The sequence below is a fragment of the Streptomyces sp. NPDC089919 genome (genome assembly GCF_040684615.1).
Classification (GTDB): Bacteria; Actinomycetota; Actinomycetes; order Streptomycetales; family Streptomycetaceae; genus Streptomyces.
The window spans coordinates 98,020-115,649 of sequence record NZ_JBFBGK010000010.1 but is presented as its reverse complement, the minus strand read 5'-3'; the positions used below and the strand labels follow the sequence as shown (position 1 = coordinate 115,649).

The following is a 17,630-nucleotide window of genomic DNA, read 5'->3' as shown; positions in this document are numbered from 1 at the left end:
GCTGAACGGCCCTGTGTCACAGGTTGGTCCGGGGTCCCGCCGGACCCCCGGTGGATGTCGGTGAGCGGTGCCATCATCGGGGCATGACGCAGGCAGGACGCGGGGCGCTGGGCCGGCCGTCGGGTCAGGGGTGTTGCGCCGACTTGGCGGCGGCTTTGGCCTGGGTGCGTTTGGCGTAGGCGCGGGCGGCGCGGACGCGGTCGCCGCAGCGGGTGGAGCACCAGTGCCGGGCGCCGTGGGTGCGGAGCAGGAAGCGGGTGCAGGGCGGGGAGCCGCAGGCGGCGAGGAGCTCCGCGTCCGGTCCGGTGAGCAGGTCCGCGGCGTCGGCCGCGAGCACCGCCAGGGCGTGGGCCAGGATCTCCTCGCTGGGGTGCGCCGGGGTGCGGTGCAGCCCGCGCTCCTCGTCCCAGCCCAGCAGCGCGGCGGACGGCGCCTCGGTGAGCGCGGCGTTGACCGCCGCCAGCGCCTGCCAGGGCGGGACGAGAGCGTCGACCCGTGCCGCGAGCAGTGCTCTCACGGGCCCCCGCAACGCCCTCAGCCGGTCCGTGCACGGTTCGTAGAGCCGCCCGTCCGCCGGCGCCAGCTCCCGCTCCGCGAGCCACCGGCTCGCGCTCTCGGGCGTACCGAGCAGGTCGACCTCGCCGCCCGGGTTGGTGAGCAGGCTGTTGGCGAAGTCCAGCGCCAGGTACCGGTCGGCCCCGGGAGCCGGCGGCGGGGGCGGGGTGGCGGGCGCGGTCACGGCTTCCTTCATGAGTCTCATGTTAGGCCTTGCAGTTCTCCATGAGAACAGGCAGTCTTTCTCACGACAAACGAGCCGCTATTTCGTGAGGTGTCGCGTGACCAGCACTGCTTCCGACCGGAACTTCCCCGTGCGTACCTTCGGTGGCCCCACCGCCCTCTTCGAGTACGGCGGCCTGCGCTTCCTCACCGACCCCACCTTCGACGCCCCGGGCGACTACCCGCGGGGCGAGGGCCGGTTCCTGACCAAGACCGCCCCCTCCAGCGGCACCCCGGCCGACCTGGGCCCCGTGGACGCGGTCCTGCTCTCGCACGACGAGCACCCCGACAACCTGGACACCTCCGGCCGCGCCCTGCTCGCCGAGGTCCCGCTCACCCTCACCACCCTGGGCGGCGCCGAGCGCCTCGGCGGCACAGCGCGGGGCCTGGCCGCCTGGGACACGTACGAGCTGACCCGCCCCGACGGCGGCACGGTGACCGTCACGGCCACGCCCGCCCAGCACGGCCCGGAGGGCTGCGAGCCGGTCAGCGGCGTGGTGATCGGTTTCCTGCTGACCGCCCCCGACCTGCCCACCGTCTACATCAGCGGCGACAACGCCTCGCTGGACGTGGTGGCGCAGATCGCCGAGCGCGGCGGTCCGGTCGACACCGCGCTGCTCTTCGCGGGCGGCGCCCGGATCGGCATCTTCGACAACGCCCTGCTCACCCTCGACAGCGCCCAGGCCGCGCAGGCGGCCGAACTGCTCGGTGTCCGGCGGGTGGTGCCGGTCCACTTCGACAGCTGGGCGCACTTCACCGAGGGCCGCGAGGAGATCGTCAAGGCCTTCGAGGCGGCCGGCCTCACCGACCGCCTCGACCTCGCGGGCAACTGACGTGCCGTCATCGCCCGACCCTCGCCCCGCCGTGGCCGAGGACATCGCCGAGAGCATCACCGGGTGAGACGATCGGACATGTGGGCGAGACGGAAGGCCATTCTGCGGCTCGTTCGATCTCCCTAGAGTTGGCGACATCGCAAGGGACGCCGGCCGGCACACGGGCCGGCCGGCGTCCCACGGGCCCAACGGCCCCCCGACTCAAGGAGATCCCCATGCGCGCCGTCATCCAGAAGTCCTTCGGCGGTCCCGAGGTCCTGGAGGTGACCGAGGCCGAGCGGCCGGTGCCCGGCCCCGGCGAGATCCTGGTCAAGGTGCACGCGGCCGCGGTCAACCCGGTGGACCTCGCGGTCCGTTCCGGAGCCCTCCCGCTGCTCGGCGAGCCGCCGTACGGCGTCGGCTGGGACATATCCGGTGTGGTCGAGGAGACCGGCCCGGACGCCGGCTTCGCGGTCGGCGACGAGGTGTACGGCATGCCCTCCTTCCCGGCCGCCGCCACCGGCTACGCCGAGTACGTGCTGGCCCGGGCCGACCAGATGGCCCGCAAGCCCGCCTCGGTCGACCACGTGCACGCCGCGGCCGTCCCGCTCGCCGCGCTGACCGCCTGGCAGGGCCTGGTCCGGGAGGCCGGCGTCGGCGCCGGCGACCGGGTCGTCGTGCAGCGGGCGGCCGGCGGAGTGGGCCACTTCGCCGTGCAGATCGCCAAGGCCCGCGGCGCCCACGTCACCGCCATCGCCGGCGGCGCCCGGCGGGAGTTCGTGACCGGCCTGGGGGCGGACGAGCTGATCGACTACACCACCACCGACTTCACCGAGGCGGTCCGGGACGCCGACGTGTTCTTCGACTCCACCGCCCAGGGCGACCGTTCGCTGCCCGTCCTGCGTCCCGGTGGCACCCTCGTCACGATCCTGGAGCACCGCGACGAGGAGTTCGCCGCCCGGGTGACCGCCGCCGGCCGCCGCTTCGCGGGCGTCTCGGTGACCCCGGACCGCCCCGCCCTCGAAGCCCTGGCCGAGCTGATCGACGCGGGCCTGATCCGCCCGTACGTCGAGGAGACCTTCCCGCTGGAGGAGGCCGGCAAGGCCCATGAGCTGGTCGGCTCGGGACACGTGCAGGGCAAGATTGTCCTGACGGTCTGAACAGCACGGGCCGCACCAGGGAGGGCGGGGCCGCAATGGACATCCTGACCGAGGCGCTGGCCTCGATGCGCACGGGGAGTCCGGCGTCCGTACGGACCACCGGCCGCGCCCCCTGGGGCCTGCGGCTGCCCCCGGTGGCCGGCGCCGGCTTCCACGTCGTGCTGTACGGCACCTGCTGGCTGGTCCCGCTGGAGGACGCGCCCGCGCACCTGGCGCCGGTCGCCCTCAACCCGGGTGACGTGGTCTTCCTGCGCGACGGCCGGGGGCACATCCTGGCCGACCACCCCGCGTCGGTGCCCCAGGAGCCCGGCACCGCCGAGAGGTGCCCGAACACCGCCCCGCACTCCTCCATCGGGCACGTCACCGTCGGCGGCGACGGCCCCGAGACCAGCCTGCTCTGCGGCAACTACCACCTCGACCAGGGCCGACCGCACCCGCTGGTGCGGCAGTTGCCCGAGGTGATCCACCTGACCACCCGGCACGGCCGGCACCCGGAGCTCAGCGCCGCGGTCCAACTCCTGGGCTCCGAGGTCGAGAACCCCCGGATCGGCTCCGACGGCATCGTGCCGACCCTGATCGACTCGCTGCTCCTCTACATCCTGCGGGCCTGGCTGGACGACCAGCCGGCGGCGGTGGCCCAGGGCTGGGCCGCGGCCCTGTCCGACGCGGCGGTGGCGCCGGCCCTGTCGGCCATCCACGCCGACCCCGCCGCCCAGTGGACCGTGGAAGGGCTCGCCGAGCGCGCCGGGCTCTCCCGCGCCGCCTTCGCCCGCCGGTTCGCCGCCCTGGTCGGGGAGCCGCCGATGGCGTACCTCACCCGGTGGCGGATGACCACGGCGGCCCGGCTGCTGCGCGAGTCGGACGCCCCGCTCACCGCCGTGGCCGCGCGGGCCGGCTACGGCTCGGAGTTCGCCTTCGCCAAGGCCTTCAAGCGGGAGTTCGGCCAGGCCCCGGGCGGCTACCGGCGGGAGTCGCGGGCGGCCTGAGCCGGCCGGGGGCCGACCCGCGCGCGGGTCGGCCGCACCGGGGAGCGGTCCGCCGCCGGGAGCGCGGGCGGGTACCGGCCCCGGTCAGTCCATCGCCAAGTGCGCGGACGGGTCCCCGGCCGGCGGCAGCGGGCGCGCCCCGGCCGGGCGCAGCCCGTGCAGGTAGACCGCGGTGTGCCGGGCGGCCAGCGCCTGGGCCGCCTCCTTCGGCAGGTGCGGCATCGGCCGGCAGACCATGGCCGCAGCCGTGATCAGGTCGAACGGGCCGACGTCCGCCCGTACTTCACCCTGCGCGCGGCCGTCTTCGAGTACCTGCGCCAGCGCGTCCACGATGGCCCGCTGGAGCTCCTGCACCCGCTCGTCGTGCAGCACCGGACCGCCGATCAGGGGCATGACCAGGTGGTCGCGCTGTTCGACGATCCGGCGGAAGACCTCCTCCAGGACGGCCATCGGACCGCCCCCGGCCGCCCGGGCCGCGTCCAGCGCGGCCAGCCCGCTCTCGAACCCCTCCACCGTCACGTCCCGGATCAGCGACTCCCGGTCGGGGAAGCGCCGGTAGAGCGTGCCGATGCCCACCCCGGCCCGGCGGGCGATGTCGTCGAAGGCGACGGCGGTGCCCCGCTCCCGGAAGAGCTCGCGGGCGGCGGCCAGGATCTTCTCCCGGTTCCGCCGGGCGTCGGCGCGCAGTGTGGTCATGCCGCCGATGCTAGGGCCTGACTCCCGTCCCGGCAGGCCGCGGGCGGGTGGCCGGAAATGTATGTGGAGGAATTCCTCCAGATATGGCTACGGTGGGGGCACCACCGAGGAGTTCCACCGCACCAGGAGGACAGCCATGTCAGAGGACCGGTTCTTCGTGCTCGCGCCCGGCGGGACCCGCCCCACCCGCGTCCCGCTGCCGCCGGGCTTCGGCGTCAAGGTGGCCACCGGCGACAGCGAGGGCCGGCTCGCCGTCCTGGAGAACCGGCTGGACGTGGACATCCCCGAGCACGTCCACGAGCGGATGGACGAGTTCGTCTACGTCCTGGAAGGTGCGCTGGAGGTCGACTACCGGGGGCGCACCCACCGGCTGACCGCCGGGATGTCGGTCCTGCTGCCGCACGGCGTCCCGCACGCGATGCGCAACGCCTCGCAGCCCCCGGCCCGGGCGCTGCAGGTCTCCACCCCCGGCGGCTGGGACCGCTTCGTGGAGGACATGTTCGCCGCCGGCCCGGACGTCCGCACCCCCGAGGGCGCGATGGACCTGCGCAAGGTCAACGTGCTGGGCGAGCCGTACGGGATGCGGTACACCGAGGGCACCATGACCCTGGACTGACGTACCGTCAACCGGCCCTTCTTTCAAGAAAATGCGCGCGCCCGGCACCCCCTCCTCGGGGTGCCGGGCGCGCGCGTTCAGCGCGGGAGTGCTACCACATCACGGGCAGCCGCTCCGGCAGCCGCTTCATGAAGCGGGTGCGCCAGACCAACTGGTCGACCGGGACGGCCAGGTGGAGTTCCGGCAGCTTCTCCACGAGCGTCTGGACGGCGATCTCGGCGTGCTTGCGGCCCAGCGCGGTGGCCGGGCAGTAGTGCTGGCCGCCGCCGAAGGACAGGTGGGAGGCGGCGTTGGGGCGCCCGATGACGAACTCCTCGGCGTCGGGGAACTGCTCCTCGTCGAAGTTCGCCCCCTCGACCAGGACGAGCACCAACTCGCCCTTCTTGACCAGGGTGTCGCCCAGCATGACGTCCTCGGTCGCCAGCCGCGGCAGCCCGTCGCCGATGGACAGGTTGACCCGCAGCAGCTCCTCCACCGCGCCCGGGATCAGGGTGTGGTCGGCGCGCAGCTCCTTCCAGACCTCGGGCCGCTGGAAGAGGGAGAAGAGGGCCATGGTCAGGAAGCCGGCGGTGGAGACGACCCCGGCGCCGAACATCGTGACGCCGACGGTGGCCAGCATCTCGTCCGTGAGGTGGTCGTACTCGGGGTCCTCGCGCAGCGCGGCCAGTTCCGCCATCAGCCCGGTGGTGGCCGGGTCGTCGAGGCGGCCGACCATGTGCGCCATGTCGCGGTCCCAGTTGACCTTGGCGCCGGTGATCGGGCAGGCGGAGTTCATGAACGCGATGTCCAGGCTCCGCGAGAGCAGCGCCGCGTCCTCCTGCGGGATGCCCAGGATGTGGCAGTGCATGCCCTGCGAGTAGGGCTCGGTGAACTCGCCGCGCAGGTCGGCGGTGGGACCGTGCGCGATCATCGCGTCCACCAGCGCCTCGGCCTGGCCGCGCATCCAGTCCGCGAGGCCCGGCGCCTTCGGGTTGAGCGCCTTGAGCACGGCCTTGCGCAGGCCGGCGCCGGTGATGTTGCCCATGTTGTTGACGACCTCCGGGGGGATCGTCAGCGCGTACTGGCGCGGGACACCGGGGGCGGAGGTGTCCTTGAGGGAGAAGATCCGGTCCTCCAGGACCCGCTTGGCCAGCGGATAGGAGGAGACCAGCCAGGCTTCGTCCCCGGCTATCGTCCGCACCCGCTTGACGGGCTCCCGGTCGCGCAGGCCGGCCACCTCGGGGGGCAGCCGGTCGCCACGGGCGTCGAAGGGGAAGTCGAGCAGCGGCTTGACGGCCGTGGTCATCGGGGGGTGTCTCCATCCGTGTCGGGAGTGATGATGGCGTGGCCCTGGTTGCGGGAGGCCCGCAGTCCGGACCCGCGCGAGTAGAGGAGCTCGGCCATCGGCAGGAGCTGGTGGTAGCAGTTCAGCGACGAGGGGACCCCGAGGATGGCGGGGCTGTCGATGAACAGCGGCACCTCGGCGCAGACGTAGTCCAGGCAGACCCGCTTCTGGTCCGCGGTCGGCTCCTCGCCCCGGGAGGACAGGAAGCGCGACACCAGGGCCTCGCAGGTCTCGCTGAAGTCGGCGTCGAAGGAGAGCCGGTCACGGATGTCGGTGTGGATCCGCAGGTAGTCGTCGTTCTCCGCGAGGTCGGACATGGCGTGGCCGCGCAGGCGGCCGGTGCCGTCGTCCAGGGCCTCCACGGCGGCCGTCACCTTGGCGCGCACGCCGCGCAGGTTCTTGACCGCCTTGCGGCGCGCGTCCTCCTCGGTGTACCCGGATACGGCGTACATCTCGGCGACGTGCATGTCGGTGTAGACCAGGTCCACTTGGTCGAAGTGGTCCAGTCCCCAGCGGGTCAGGTCGAGGACCCGCTGGTGGGTGAAGTAGCTGTTGCCGGGGGAGATCCCGATGACCGCGTGCGCGCCCTCGTCGTTGATGACGCGGCAGTGGTCGGTGAAGGGTTCAGATCGGAACGATGAGCCCGTGGTCAGGGGCTGCGGCAGGATCGGACGGTCTATCGGGGAGACGGTCTGAGTCGTCAATCCTCAATTTTCCTTATTGCATTGCTAGTCCCCAATGGGCCCTGCGCCCTGGGTGTGGCAACGCCGTCGAGACGCTAACCGGCGAAGGTAATCGGAGCGACGGAGCCGGTGCAGATCAAGCCACCTTCTACCCTCCGGTACGCGTGGTTTGTGCAGCACGCACTTCCGCTTGTGCCCTCCACCAGCCCTTTACGGCATCTCCATCCCGGCTCCAGGGCCATCCTTCCGCTCTCCAGAAGGTAAGGCCGGATTTTGGCGTTGTCTGAAAATCGCCTACTCGGGAGGGCTGATGGTCTCTACCACTCGGCCGTATGATCTTGGAAAATCCGGGCATATCGTGATGTTCTGATGTTTTACTTGCCTGAGTCACCGGTGTCTCACGTGCCAAAAGACGAACAAGTTCAGCCATCAACCATCTTGGCCGAGGGTGTCCGGAAGGCTCCGTACCGTGAGTGCCTGGCCCGCCGACAGGTACCCGGACGGCCGGGAGCGCAGAATTGACCAGGAGCCCGGGCGGAAGGGGACGACAGGTGCCAGCGGACCGGCCGGGGGGAGAGCCAGACCTCGACGCCCCGGACGAGCGGGCCCCGGGGATCCTCCTGTCGGAGCCCGGCACCCTGCTCGAACGCGTGGCGGTGGCCGTCTTCGGCCTCGACGAACAGGGCCGGGTGGCCTACTGGGGGCCGGGCGCGCAGGACCTCTTCGGGCATGCGGCGGCCGAGGCGCTGGGCCGGCCCGCCGAGCTGTTCCTGCCGGACCCGCCCGGTACCGTCGCCCGGCTGCTGGAGCGCGCCCGCGCCCTGGGCTACTGGCGGGTCCGGCTGGCGGCCCGGCACCGCGACGGCACCGTCTTCGACTGCGGCTTCCGGGTCTTCCCCGTCGCCGGGGCCGACGGCGGCCGGGTGGTGATGGGCCTGGCCAGCGGCAGCGAGGGCCTGGACCGGGTCAAGACCAACCTGGCCTTCCTCGACGCGCTCTTCGAGACCTGCCCCATCGGCCTGGTGATGCTCGACGAGGAGCTGCGCTACGTCCACCTCAACCAGGCCCTCGCCGACATGGACGGCCTGCCCGTCGCCGAGCACCTGGGCCGGCGCATGTCGGAGGTGATGCTCACCTCCGACGGCGGGGAGTACCAGCGCATCCTGCGGGCCGTGGCCGACGGCGGCCGGCCGGTGGTCGGCGCCCTGGTCGGCCTGCGCACCGCCGGCCGGCCCGATGTGGACCAGGTGCGGTCGGTGAGCTTCTTCCCGCTCACCCGGGCGGTCGGCACCCCCGCCGGGGTGGGCGGGCTGCTGATCGACGTCACCGACCGCGAGCAGGCCATCCTCGAGGCCACCGCCGCCCGCCGCCGGCTCGCCCTCATGGACCGGGCCGCCACCTCCATCGGTACCACCCTCGACGTGCACGTCACCGCGCAGGAGCTGGTCGACACGGTGGTACCGGAGTTCAGCGACGCCTGTGTGGTCGAACTGGTGCAGTGGATGAGCGAGCCGGAGGTCTTCACCCCCGAACTGCCGCTGGTCACCCGCCGGATCGCGGCCGGCACCACGCTGCCCGGCGCCGCGGCCGAGCTGGTCGGCGGGCAGGACCGGGCGCTCTACCCGCCGGGCTCCAGCATCCACCGGATGCTCAGCAGCGGGCGGCCGGTGTGCGTCCCGGTCAACGAGGAGTTCCTGACCCGTACCGTCGTCGACCCCGACCTGGCCCGGCTGCTCGTCGCCAGTGGCCTGACCGCCATCCTCATCGCCCCGCTGGTCGCCCGCGGCACCGTCCAGGGCATCGCCATGTTCGGCCGCTCCGGCGCCCGGCCCCACTTCACCCGGGACGACCTCAAGCTGGCCGGCGAGCTGGCCTCCCGGGCCGCCCTCTGCCTGGACAACGCCCGCCTCTACAGCCGGGTCCAGGACATCGCCCTCACCCTCCAGCGCGCCCTGCTGCCCAGCGCGCTCGCCGAGAGCCCGTACGTCGAGGTCACCCACCGCTACCTGCCCGGCAGTGGCAGCACCGAGGTCGGCGGCGACTGGTACGACGTGATCGGCCTGCCCGACGGCCGCGTGGACCTGGTGGTCGGCGACGTGATGGGCCACGGCGTGCCCGCCGCGGCCTCCATGGGCAAGCTCCGCCTGACGGCCCGGGCCCTCGCCCCCCACCAGGCCGAGCCCGGCGACCTGCTCGCCGAACTGGACGCCTGCGCCCGGGAGTCCGGGATCGAGCTGGCGACCTGCTTGTACCTGCGCTACGACCCGGGCACCGGAGCCGCCCGGATCGCCAACGCGGGCCACCCGCCCGCCCTGTTGCGGCACCCCGACGGCCGGATCACCGCGCTCGGCGCGGATCTGGGCGTCCCGCTCGGCGTCGGCGGCGTGCCCTTCCGCACCACCGGGGCGGTGCTGCCGGACGGCGCCACCCTGGCCCTCTACACCGACGGCCTGGTCGAGGCCCGCGGCCGGGACATCGACACCGGGATCGAGGCCCTGCGGGCGTGCTTCCGCTCGGCCACCGGCCCGTTGGCGGCGGCCGCCGACCGCGTGCTGGCCACCCTGCTGCCGGAACCGCCCACCGACGACACGGTCCTGGTCCTGGCCCGGCTCCGGCGCGCCACTCCGGCCTGACCGCCGTCACCCGTGCACTCCGGGGTCTCCCGCTGCACACGCGCAACCGCTAGCGTGAGCTGACTACTCGTCAGTACGTGGCTGACGCCTCCCCGAGGAGTGCCATGCGCCGTGCCGTGCCTCAACGCCCATTTCTGGCCGCCCTGTTGGTCCTGCTTCTCGGACTGCTGACACCGGCGCCGGCCGCCGCCGCCGGGGCGGCGGGCACGGTGCTGCGGCACACCCCGGTGGTGTTCGTGCACGGCTACGGCGACACCGCCGCGGCCTTCGACGGCTTCGAGGACTACCTGCACGCGCACGGCTACCTCGGCAGCGACCTCGCCGAATGGGGCTACGACTGGACCGAGTCCAACGCCGCCAACGCGGACCGCTTCGGCGCCTTCCTGGACCGGGCCTTCCCCGGCCGCCAGGTCGACGTGGTGGCCCACAGCATGGGCTCCCTGGTCACCCGCCGGTACCTCAAGGACGGCGGCGCGGCCCGGGTCCGGGCCTGGGTCTCCCTCGGCGGACCCAACCACGGCGCGGGCGACGCCGTGTACTGCGGTCCCTTCGGCCCCTTCTGCGACCTGCACGCCGCCTCACTCGCCGAGATGGCCCCCGGCAGCGCCTTCCTCACCGCCCTGAACGACGGCGACGAGACCCCCGGCGCCACCCGGTACCTCACCTTCAGCTCCGCCTGCGACCAGCAGGTGCCGCCCGGCGACAGCCGGATCCCCGAGTCCACCCGGCTGGCCGGGGCCGAGAACATCCTCCTCCCGGTGGGGGACAGCGGCTGCCCCTCCCACGGCGGGCTGCTCGGCAACGACTGGATCCGGCAGCGGATCCTCACCGAGTTCGCCGCCGACCCGGCGGAGCCCGTCACCCCGGCGCGGGGACCGTTCCGCATCACCGTGAACCAGGCCCGGCTCACCGGCAGCGAGGAGAACGCCCCGGAGATCTACGACGGCATCACCCTCACCACCGACGGGACCACCACCGCCCTGTGGCACCGCGACCGGGCCGCCGCCACCGCCTTCCCGGACTGGGACCCCTGGTACGGGCTGGACGACACCGCCCGCAGCCGGGTCTTCACGGACGAGGCGACCATCCGCGTCACCGCCACCGACGCCGACTACTCGGCCGGCAACAACGACGACGTGCTGGCCGCCGGCCGGGTGCACTGGGACGGCGCGCTCGGCTTCGGCCGCCACACCGCCCTCTTCCACGGCGTGGACGGCGGCGAGGTGACCGTGGTCTACACCGTCACCCCCGAGCCCGCCGCGCCGGTCTGCCGGATCCGGGTGGACCGGGCCGAGCTGGCCTACTTCGACGACGGCACGACCCGCCCGGCCCTCTACGGCGACATCGCCGTGCGCACCGCCGACGGCACCCGCACCCCGCTGTGGTCCCGCTCCGCCGACAGCCCCGCGACCTTCCCCAACAAGGGCGCCCGCACCGACCCGGATCCGTACTTCTACCAGCGGATCGGCGCCGCCACGAGCTACGGCCCGGGGCCGCTGGAGCTCTCCGTCCGGCTGTGGGACCACGACGCGAGCTCCGCCGACGACCTGGTCGCCCGCGGCACCGCCGACTGGAACCCCTACGGCGATGCGCCCGGCACCCGCACCACCGCTTTCCAGGGCGACGACGGCGGCCGGGTCGAGGTCACCTGGACGGTGCTCTGCGGCTGACCGGGCCCCGCGGACACGACGGGCGCCGCGCCGGGTGCGGGCGTAGATTGGCGGTCCGGGCCGGTGTCCGGCGCCGTCCGGGGCGCCCGGCCGGCCCGGGAACGCGGGAGGCCGCGATGGCCACGTACGTGCTGATCCCCGGTGCCGACGGGCGGGCCTGGTACTGGCACCTGGTCGCCGCCGAGCTGCGCACCCGGGGGCACCAGGCGGTGCCGGTGGACCTGCCGTACGGCCGCTCCGACGGGCTCGAGGAACACGTCGACGCCGTGCTGGCGGCCATGGTCTCGGCGCCGCTGACCCCGCACCCCCTGGTACTCGTCGCCCAGTCGCTGGCCGGCTTCGTCGCCCCGCTGGTCTGCGCGCGGGTGCCGGTGGACGCGCTGGTCCTGGTCAACGCCATGGTGCCGGCGCCCGGCGAGAGCGCGGGGGAGTGGTGGGAGGCCACCGGGCAGCCGGCGGCCCGGGCGGCCCTGGCCGCCCGGGAGGGCCGGGACCCGGACGCCCCCTTCGACCTGCGCACCGACTTCTTCCACGACGTCCCGGAGGAACTGACCGCGCAGGCCCTGGCGGCCGGACCGGCCGGCCCGCCCGAGGCGATCTTCATCCAGCACTGGCCGCTGACCGGCTGGCCGCCCGTGCCCACCCGCTTCATCCAGGGGCGCGAGGACCGCTTCTTCCCCCTCGACTTCCAGCGCCGGCTGGTGGCGGAGCGGTTGGGCATCACCGTGGAGGAAGCCCCCGGCGGCCACCTGCTCGCCCTCAGCCGCCCCCGCGAACTCGCCGACCTGCTCGCCGGTCCACCCGCCTGAACTGCGCCTTTGCCCGCCCCCGCCGTCGGAGGGAAGAACGGCGTCGGCGAGACTGTGCCGTGACTTCGCACCAGACCAGCCGCTTCATCGGCGCCGCCTTCGGACTCGTCTTCGTCCTCGCCAACGCCGGCGCGCTCCCCGCGGCCGCCCGCACCCCGCTGCGGATGCTCGCCATCGGGGCCTTCCTCCTGCTCTTCCGCGCCATCCGGCGGGCGGCCCCCGCACCCGGCGACCCGGCGCCCGCGACCGCGCCGGCGGCGGGCGCGGTCTTCGGCCGCGGCTACCGGCTGATCGTGGCGGCCGAAGTCGCCGCCCTGCTCGGCGGGCTCGTGGTGCTCAACCCGGTGCTGCACGCCCCCCGGGCGACGGTGGGCTGGATCGCGCTCGTGGTGGGACTGCACTTCTTCGGACTGGGCCTCGTCTGGCGGCGGCCCTCGATCCACGCACTGGCCGGCGCGCTGACCGCGTGCGGCGCCGCCGGACTGGTGCTGGCCGGCTGCGGCGCGCCGGACGCGGCGATCCGCGCGGTGGCCGGGGTGCTGCCCGGGCTGGTGCTCCTCGGCTCCGTCGGGTGGAGCGTGCGCGGCCGGCGGGAGCGCCTGGGCGCCCCCGCCTGACCCGCGGGCCCCGGGGCCGGGATCACTCGAAGCGCGACGGGTCCCCCGCGCCCACGCGCACGATCTCGGCCTCGCCGCTGGAGAAGTCGACCACGGTGGTGGCCCGGGTCCCGCAGTCGCCCGAGTCGACCACGGCGTCCACGACGTGGTCGAGGCGCTCCTTGATCTCCCAGCCCTGGGTCATCGGCTCGTCCTCGTCCGGCAGCAGCAGCGTGCTGGACAGCAGCGGCTCGCCCAGCTCGGCGAGGATCGCCTGGGTCACCACGTGGTCCGGGATGCGCACCCCGACCGTCTTCTTCTTGGGGTGCTGCAACTGCTTGGGCACCTCGGAGGTGGCCGGCAGGATGAAGGTGTACGCCCCCGGGGTGGCGGCCTTCACCGCCCGGAAGACGTTGTTGTCGATGTGCACGAACTGCCCCAGCTGCGCGAAGTTCTGGCACACCAGCGTGAAGTGGTGCTTGTCGCCCAGATTGCGGATCGTGCGGATCCGGCCGACGCCCTCCCGGTTGCCCAGCGCGCAGCCGAGCGCGAAACACGAGTCCGTGGGGTACGCGATGAGCGAACCGGAGCGGACCAGGTCCGCGACATTGCTGATCGTGCGCGGCTGAGGGTTGTCAGGGTGCACGTCGAAGTACTTCGCCATCCGCCGAGCCTACGTGACCGAACCCACCCCCCGCGCCAACCCACGGGCCCGCGCCGTGCGCAGGGCCCGCCCGGGCCGGCCCGCTCAGTCGAGTCCGAGGAGCCGGGCTGCGGTCGCGCGCATCTCGACCTTGCGGATCTTTCCGGTGACGGTCATCGGGAACTCCGTCACCACGTGGACGTACCGCGGGATCTTGAAGTGGGCCAGGCGGCCCTCGCAGTAGGCCCGCACGGCCGCGGCGGTCAGGGGTTCGGCGCCCTCGCGCATCCGGACCCAGGCCATCAGCTCCTCCCCGTACTTGGGGTCGGGCACCCCGATCACCTGGACGTCCAGCACGTCGGGGTGGGTGTACAGGAACTCCTCGATCTCCCGCGGGTAGAGGTTCTCGCCGCCCCGGATCACCATGTCCTTGATCCGGCCGGTGATGCTCAGGTAGCCGTCCTGGTCCATCACCGCCAGGTCGCCGGTGTGCATCCAGCGGGCGGCGTCCACGGCCTCGGCGGTGCGCTCCGGCTCCGCCCAGTAGCCCAGCATCACCGAGTAGCCGCGGGTGCAGAGCTCGCCCGGTTCGCCGCGCGGCACGGTCCGGCCGGTGTCGGGGTCGACGACCTTCACCTCCAGGTGCGGGCCGACCCGGCCGACCGTCGAGACCCGGCGCTCGATCGAGTCGTCGGAGCGGGTCTGGGTGGAGACGGGGGAGGTCTCGGTCATCCCGTAGCAGATGGCCACCTCGGCCATCCCCATCCGCTCGATGACCTCCTTCATCACCTCGACCGGGCAGGGCGAGCCCGCCATGATGCCGGTCCGCAGGCTGGAGAGGTCGTACCCGTCGAAGCCCGGGTCGGCCAGCTCCGCGATGAACATCGTCGGCACCCCGTACAGGGAGGTGCAGGCCTCGGCCGCCACCGCGGCGAGGGTGGCCGCCGGGTCGAAGGCCGGGGCCGGGATCACCATGGCGGCGCCGTGGCTGGTGCAGGCCAGATTGCCCATGACCATGCCGAAGCAGTGGTAGAAGGGCACCGGGATGCAGACCCGGTCCCGCTCCGTGTAGTGGCACAACTCGCCGACGAAGTAGCCGTTGTTGAGGATGTTGTGGTGCGAGAGGGTGGCGCCCTTGGGGAAGCCGGTGGTGCCCGAGGTGTACTGGATGTTGACCGGGTCGTCGGGGCTCAGCAGGGCGGCGGCGCGGGTCAGCGCGGCCGGGTCGGCGGTCCGGCCGCGCTCCAGCAGCCGGTTCCACAACTCGCCCTCCAGCAGGGCGACGAACTCCAGCTCCGGGCAGTCCGGCCGGACCTCCTCGATCATGGCGGCGTAGTCGGAGGTCTTGAAACGGTTCGCCGCCACCAGCAGCCGCATCCCCGACTGCTGGAGCACATAGGCCAGTTCGTGCGAGCGGTAGGCCGGGTTGACGGTCACCAGGACCGCACCGATCTTGGCGGTGGCGTACTGCACCAGCGTCCACTCGGCCCGGTTCGGGGCCCAGATGCCGACCCGGTCGCCCTTGGCGATGCCGAGGTCCAGCAGTCCCAGGGCCAGCGCGTCGACCTCGGCGGCCAGCTCGGCGTACGTCCAACGGAGCCCGGCGGAGCGGTCGATGAGGGCGTCGCGGTCGGGGAAGCGCCGGACCGTGCGGTCCAGGTTCTCGCCGATGGTGTCGCCGAGCAGCGGCACCTCGCTGACTCCGGACGCGTAGCTGGACGCGATGGACACACGTACCTCCTGGGATCGCCGGGCGGACCGAATGACGGTGCCCCGGCCGCCGAGGGCGACCGGGGCACCGATTGTTGCCGATCTCAGGACCGCGTGGACGCCGGGATCAGAACTCGGTGGAGACGGACGCCCCGCCGAAGCCGGCCGCGGCGTACAGGCTGACGTACACGTAGCCGCTGGGCGGGGACGCGACGGTCAGGGTCTCGGCGTTGGTGCCGGCGTGCACCGAACGGGAGGTGTAGGAGCCGGTGGTGGCCCAGTTGGAGGCGCTGTAGTAGAGGTCGGCGTCGCCGGTCCCGCCCGCGACGGTGATCTTCAGGGACGTGGTGCCGGCCGGCACCTTCACGAACAGGTAGGCGTAGTTGCCCGTGGTGGCCGACAGGTTGGAGCGGCGGCAGTTCTTGCCCAGCTCGCGGCTGTCGGTGGCGGTGCACTCCGGCAGCCCGGCGGGCACCCCGCAGTCACCGGCGGCGCACCTGGTGAGCCAGCTCGCGAAGTCGGCGTCGTACCGGGTGCCGATGGTGGAGGTCAGCAGGGTGCGCGCGGCGGCCCAGTTGCCGGTCCGGTAGTAGCCGAGCAGGGTGGTGACGTCCTGCGGGTGCGACTGGAGCAGGTAGCGGACGGCCAGGTAGCCCCAGCGGTAGACCCGGGTGCTGTCCGAGTTGTCGTAGGTGGTGTCGAAGAGCTGGCTGAGCCGGTAGGTGTTCCTGCCGGCCTCGGTCTGCGCCTCGGTGTACACGACGTTGCGGTAGGAGTAGGAGATGTACTCGGCGAAGCCCTCGACCCACATCACCGTCGGCGTGGTCATGCCGGCGTCGAAGTTGCCGTACATGTCGAAACGGCCGTCGAGGTAGTGCGTGTACTCGTGGTTGAGGTTCCAGATCTGGAAGTCGGGGCGCAGCCACTCCGCCTCGTGGGCGATGAAGCGGGGCTGGTTGTCGGCCGAGGACGGGTCGTTGCCCTCCTCGTACATGCCGCCGTTGTCGGTGTCGATGCCGTAGATGATCCCGGCGTACATCTTGTAGTCGGTGCTGGAGTCGAAGACCGCGACCTCGAGGTTGGTGTTGCGGTCGTTCGCCACCGGGCCGTTGTCCTTGACCACGCCGTGGAAGTAGGCGTTCTGGTTCAGCATGCTGGTGCAACTGGCCGCCAGCTGGGCGGTGGTCATCTCCTGCGCCACGATGTGCAGGGTCGGTGCGCAGGTGTACGAGAGGGTGAGCACCGCCAGACGGACCCGGTTGGCGAGGTCGCAGGTGCCGTAGTAGGAGCAGTTGGCCTTGTCGTAGCTGTCGGCCATCTCCGCGACGCCTGTCCACAGGGCGGCGGTGCGCCCGGTGATGGTGCTGCGGCCCAGGAGCTGCTTGGCCATCGGCCGGACGGTCGCCTGGAGCGGGGTCTCCTTGAGGAAGCGGCCCAGTTCGCGGCCGGCGTTGGCGGCCAGGTAGCCCTTGTCGGTGCCGAGCAGGTCGTCGTGGTTGACGGCGAAGTCGCGCATCGTGGTCAGCACGCTCGGGTCGGCCTGGACGGCGGTGACGAAGGCCGGGACCTGGTGTCCGCGGAAGAGCACGGTGTACGTGTTGTTGACCGCGGCGACCATCCACCAGGAGGCGTCGTAGGCGGAGTTGTAGCCGGCCAGCAGGCGCTTGACGACCCAGAGGTAGCGGGCGTTCTCGCCGGCGCTGTCGATCAGGGTGACCGCCTCGGCCAGGGTCTGGCCGTTGGCGTCGGTGACGTCGAAGGCGTGACCGGCGGCGTAGAAGGCGTCCAGGCCGCCGCGGATGGCGCTCTGCAGGGCGGTGCCGTACGTGCCGACGGTGCCGGGCTGGCCGTACTGCACGTAGTAGCCGGCGCGCAGGTACAGCACCACCTGGGCGGCGGAGGTGGAGTTGTTGCCCGGGTAGCCGGCGGCGGTGTCGCGCAGCGCGTTGGCCACGGTCACCATCTGCGCCTCGCGGAAGAGCGACTTGGAGTCGTTGCCGGTCACCGAGAAGAGGGTGTTGATGCAGTCGGTGTCCACGGCCTTGATCTGCTGGACCAGGGCGCTGCCGGTCTTCGAGGTGAAGTCGGAGAGGCGGCAGGCGGCCGCGGCGGCCGCCGAGGGGACGGCCGCAGAAGCGTTACTGCTGCTCTTGCCGCGGCCGGCTCCCCGGTCGGTGGCGAAGTGCAGGGCGGCCTTGGCCGAATCCAGCGGCGGGCGAAGGTCGGCCGACCGGGTGCGGGAGCCACCGCCGCGGGCCGGGGAGGTCGCGGGCGCCAGCGCGGCGGCGGCCTCGGTCGCGGTGGCGGCCAGCGGGCCGGCGCCCGGCCGGGGAGCCGGGGCGGGCCGGGGGGCCGGCACGGGCCGTGGGGATCCGGCCGGTGCGGCGGCGGCCGGGCCGCCGGGGGCGAGCAGGGCCAGGCCCAGACACAGGGTCAGGGCGGATATGAGCAGACGGGCGAGGTCTCTCATCGTGGGGGAACTGCGCATGGGGATTGGCCTCCAGGCCAGGCGGCG

General features: G+C 72.9%; 15 protein-coding genes. 8 read left to right on the top strand and 7 right to left on the bottom strand.

All coding sequences use genetic code 11. The features are described from left to right. Positions 1 to 124: 124 nt before the first annotated feature. Positions 125 to 751 (bottom strand): CGNR zinc finger domain-containing protein, encoded by a 627-nt coding sequence (locus AB0O40_RS07225; RefSeq protein WP_365036551.1) that lies wholly within the window; start codon positions 749 to 751, stop codon positions 125 to 127. Between the two features lie 85 nt (positions 752 to 836). Here AB0O40_RS07225 and AB0O40_RS07220 point away from each other — a divergent pair, with 85 nt between their 5' ends. The 3 genes from AB0O40_RS07220 (at position 837) to AB0O40_RS07210 (ending at position 3,735) form a co-directional block, all read left to right on the top strand. After that, a complete protein-coding gene (locus tag AB0O40_RS07220) occupies positions 837 to 1,610 on the top strand; it encodes an MBL fold metallo-hydrolase (RefSeq protein ID WP_365036549.1) in 774 nt (257 codons plus the stop codon). Between the two features lie 215 nt (positions 1,611 to 1,825). Continuing rightward, positions 1,826 to 2,749, top strand: coding sequence for an NADP-dependent oxidoreductase (locus AB0O40_RS07215; protein ID WP_365036547.1), 924 nt, complete (start codon positions 1,826 to 1,828; stop codon positions 2,747 to 2,749). Positions 2,750 to 2,784: 35 nt separating this feature from the next. Next, complete coding sequence (locus AB0O40_RS07210; protein ID WP_365036546.1) at positions 2,785 to 3,735, top strand: AraC family transcriptional regulator; 951 nt, start codon at positions 2,785 to 2,787, stop codon at positions 3,733 to 3,735. A gap of 84 nt (positions 3,736 to 3,819) precedes the next feature. Here AB0O40_RS07210 and AB0O40_RS07205 read toward each other — a convergent pair whose 3' ends face one another. Continuing rightward, positions 3,820 to 4,431, bottom strand: coding sequence for a TetR family transcriptional regulator (locus tag AB0O40_RS07205; protein ID WP_365036544.1), 612 nt, complete (start codon positions 4,429 to 4,431; stop codon positions 3,820 to 3,822). A 136-nt stretch (positions 4,432 to 4,567) separates the two neighbouring features. Here AB0O40_RS07205 and AB0O40_RS07200 point away from each other — a divergent pair, with 136 nt between their 5' ends. Next, a complete protein-coding gene (locus tag AB0O40_RS07200; protein ID WP_365036542.1) occupies positions 4,568 to 5,047 on the top strand; it encodes a cupin domain-containing protein in 480 nt (159 codons plus the stop codon). Positions 5,048 to 5,138: 91 nt separating this feature from the next. On the opposite strand, the gene AB0O40_RS07195 is transcribed toward AB0O40_RS07200, so the two are convergent. Both AB0O40_RS07195 and AB0O40_RS07190 read right to left on the bottom strand, forming a co-directional pair. Further along, positions 5,139 to 6,332: a cytochrome P450 gene (locus tag AB0O40_RS07195; protein ID WP_365036541.1), complete on the bottom strand. Its 1,194-nt coding sequence runs from the start codon at positions 6,330 to 6,332 to the stop codon at positions 5,139 to 5,141. Further along, entirely contained in the window at positions 6,329 to 7,075 is a 747-nt protein-coding gene (locus AB0O40_RS07190; RefSeq protein WP_365036539.1) for a tRNA-dependent cyclodipeptide synthase, read from the bottom strand. Before AB0O40_RS07190 ends, AB0O40_RS07195 begins: the two co-directional genes overlap by 4 nt. Positions 7,076 to 7,605: 530 nt before the next feature. On the opposite strand from AB0O40_RS07190, the gene AB0O40_RS07185 reads away from it, so the two are divergent. The 4 genes from AB0O40_RS07185 (at position 7,606) to AB0O40_RS07170 (ending at position 12,783) form a co-directional block, all read left to right on the top strand. Beyond that, entirely contained in the window at positions 7,606 to 9,687 is a 2,082-nt protein-coding gene (locus AB0O40_RS07185) for a SpoIIE family protein phosphatase (RefSeq protein WP_365036538.1), read from the top strand. Positions 9,688 to 9,791: 104 nt separating this feature from the next. Then, on the top strand, positions 9,792 to 11,357 hold the full coding sequence (locus tag AB0O40_RS07180; RefSeq protein ID WP_365036536.1) for a hypothetical protein: 1,566 nt from the start codon (positions 9,792 to 9,794) through the stop codon (positions 11,355 to 11,357). Between the two features lie 116 nt (positions 11,358 to 11,473). Then, complete coding sequence (locus AB0O40_RS07175; protein WP_365036534.1) at positions 11,474 to 12,166, top strand: alpha/beta hydrolase; 693 nt, start codon at positions 11,474 to 11,476, stop codon at positions 12,164 to 12,166. A gap of 59 nt (positions 12,167 to 12,225) precedes the next feature. Beyond that, a complete protein-coding gene (locus AB0O40_RS07170) occupies positions 12,226 to 12,783 on the top strand; it encodes a hypothetical protein (protein WP_365036532.1) in 558 nt (185 codons plus the stop codon). A gap of 22 nt (positions 12,784 to 12,805) precedes the next feature. Here the strand turns inward: AB0O40_RS07170 and AB0O40_RS07165 are convergent, their stop codons facing one another. The 3 genes from AB0O40_RS07165 to AB0O40_RS07155 form a co-directional block, all read right to left on the bottom strand. Then, positions 12,806 to 13,426, bottom strand: a complete 621-nt coding sequence (locus AB0O40_RS07165) for an L-threonylcarbamoyladenylate synthase (protein WP_365036530.1) — start codon at positions 13,424 to 13,426, stop codon at positions 12,806 to 12,808. An 84-nt stretch (positions 13,427 to 13,510) separates the two neighbouring features. Next, a complete protein-coding gene (locus AB0O40_RS07160) occupies positions 13,511 to 15,136 on the bottom strand; it encodes an AMP-binding protein (protein WP_365036528.1) in 1,626 nt (541 codons plus the stop codon). A gap of 106 nt (positions 15,137 to 15,242) precedes the next feature. Then, positions 15,243 to 17,603, bottom strand: coding sequence for a M9 family metallopeptidase (locus AB0O40_RS07155; protein WP_365036527.1), 2,361 nt, complete (start codon positions 17,601 to 17,603; stop codon positions 15,243 to 15,245). Positions 17,604 to 17,630: the final 27 nt, after the last annotated feature.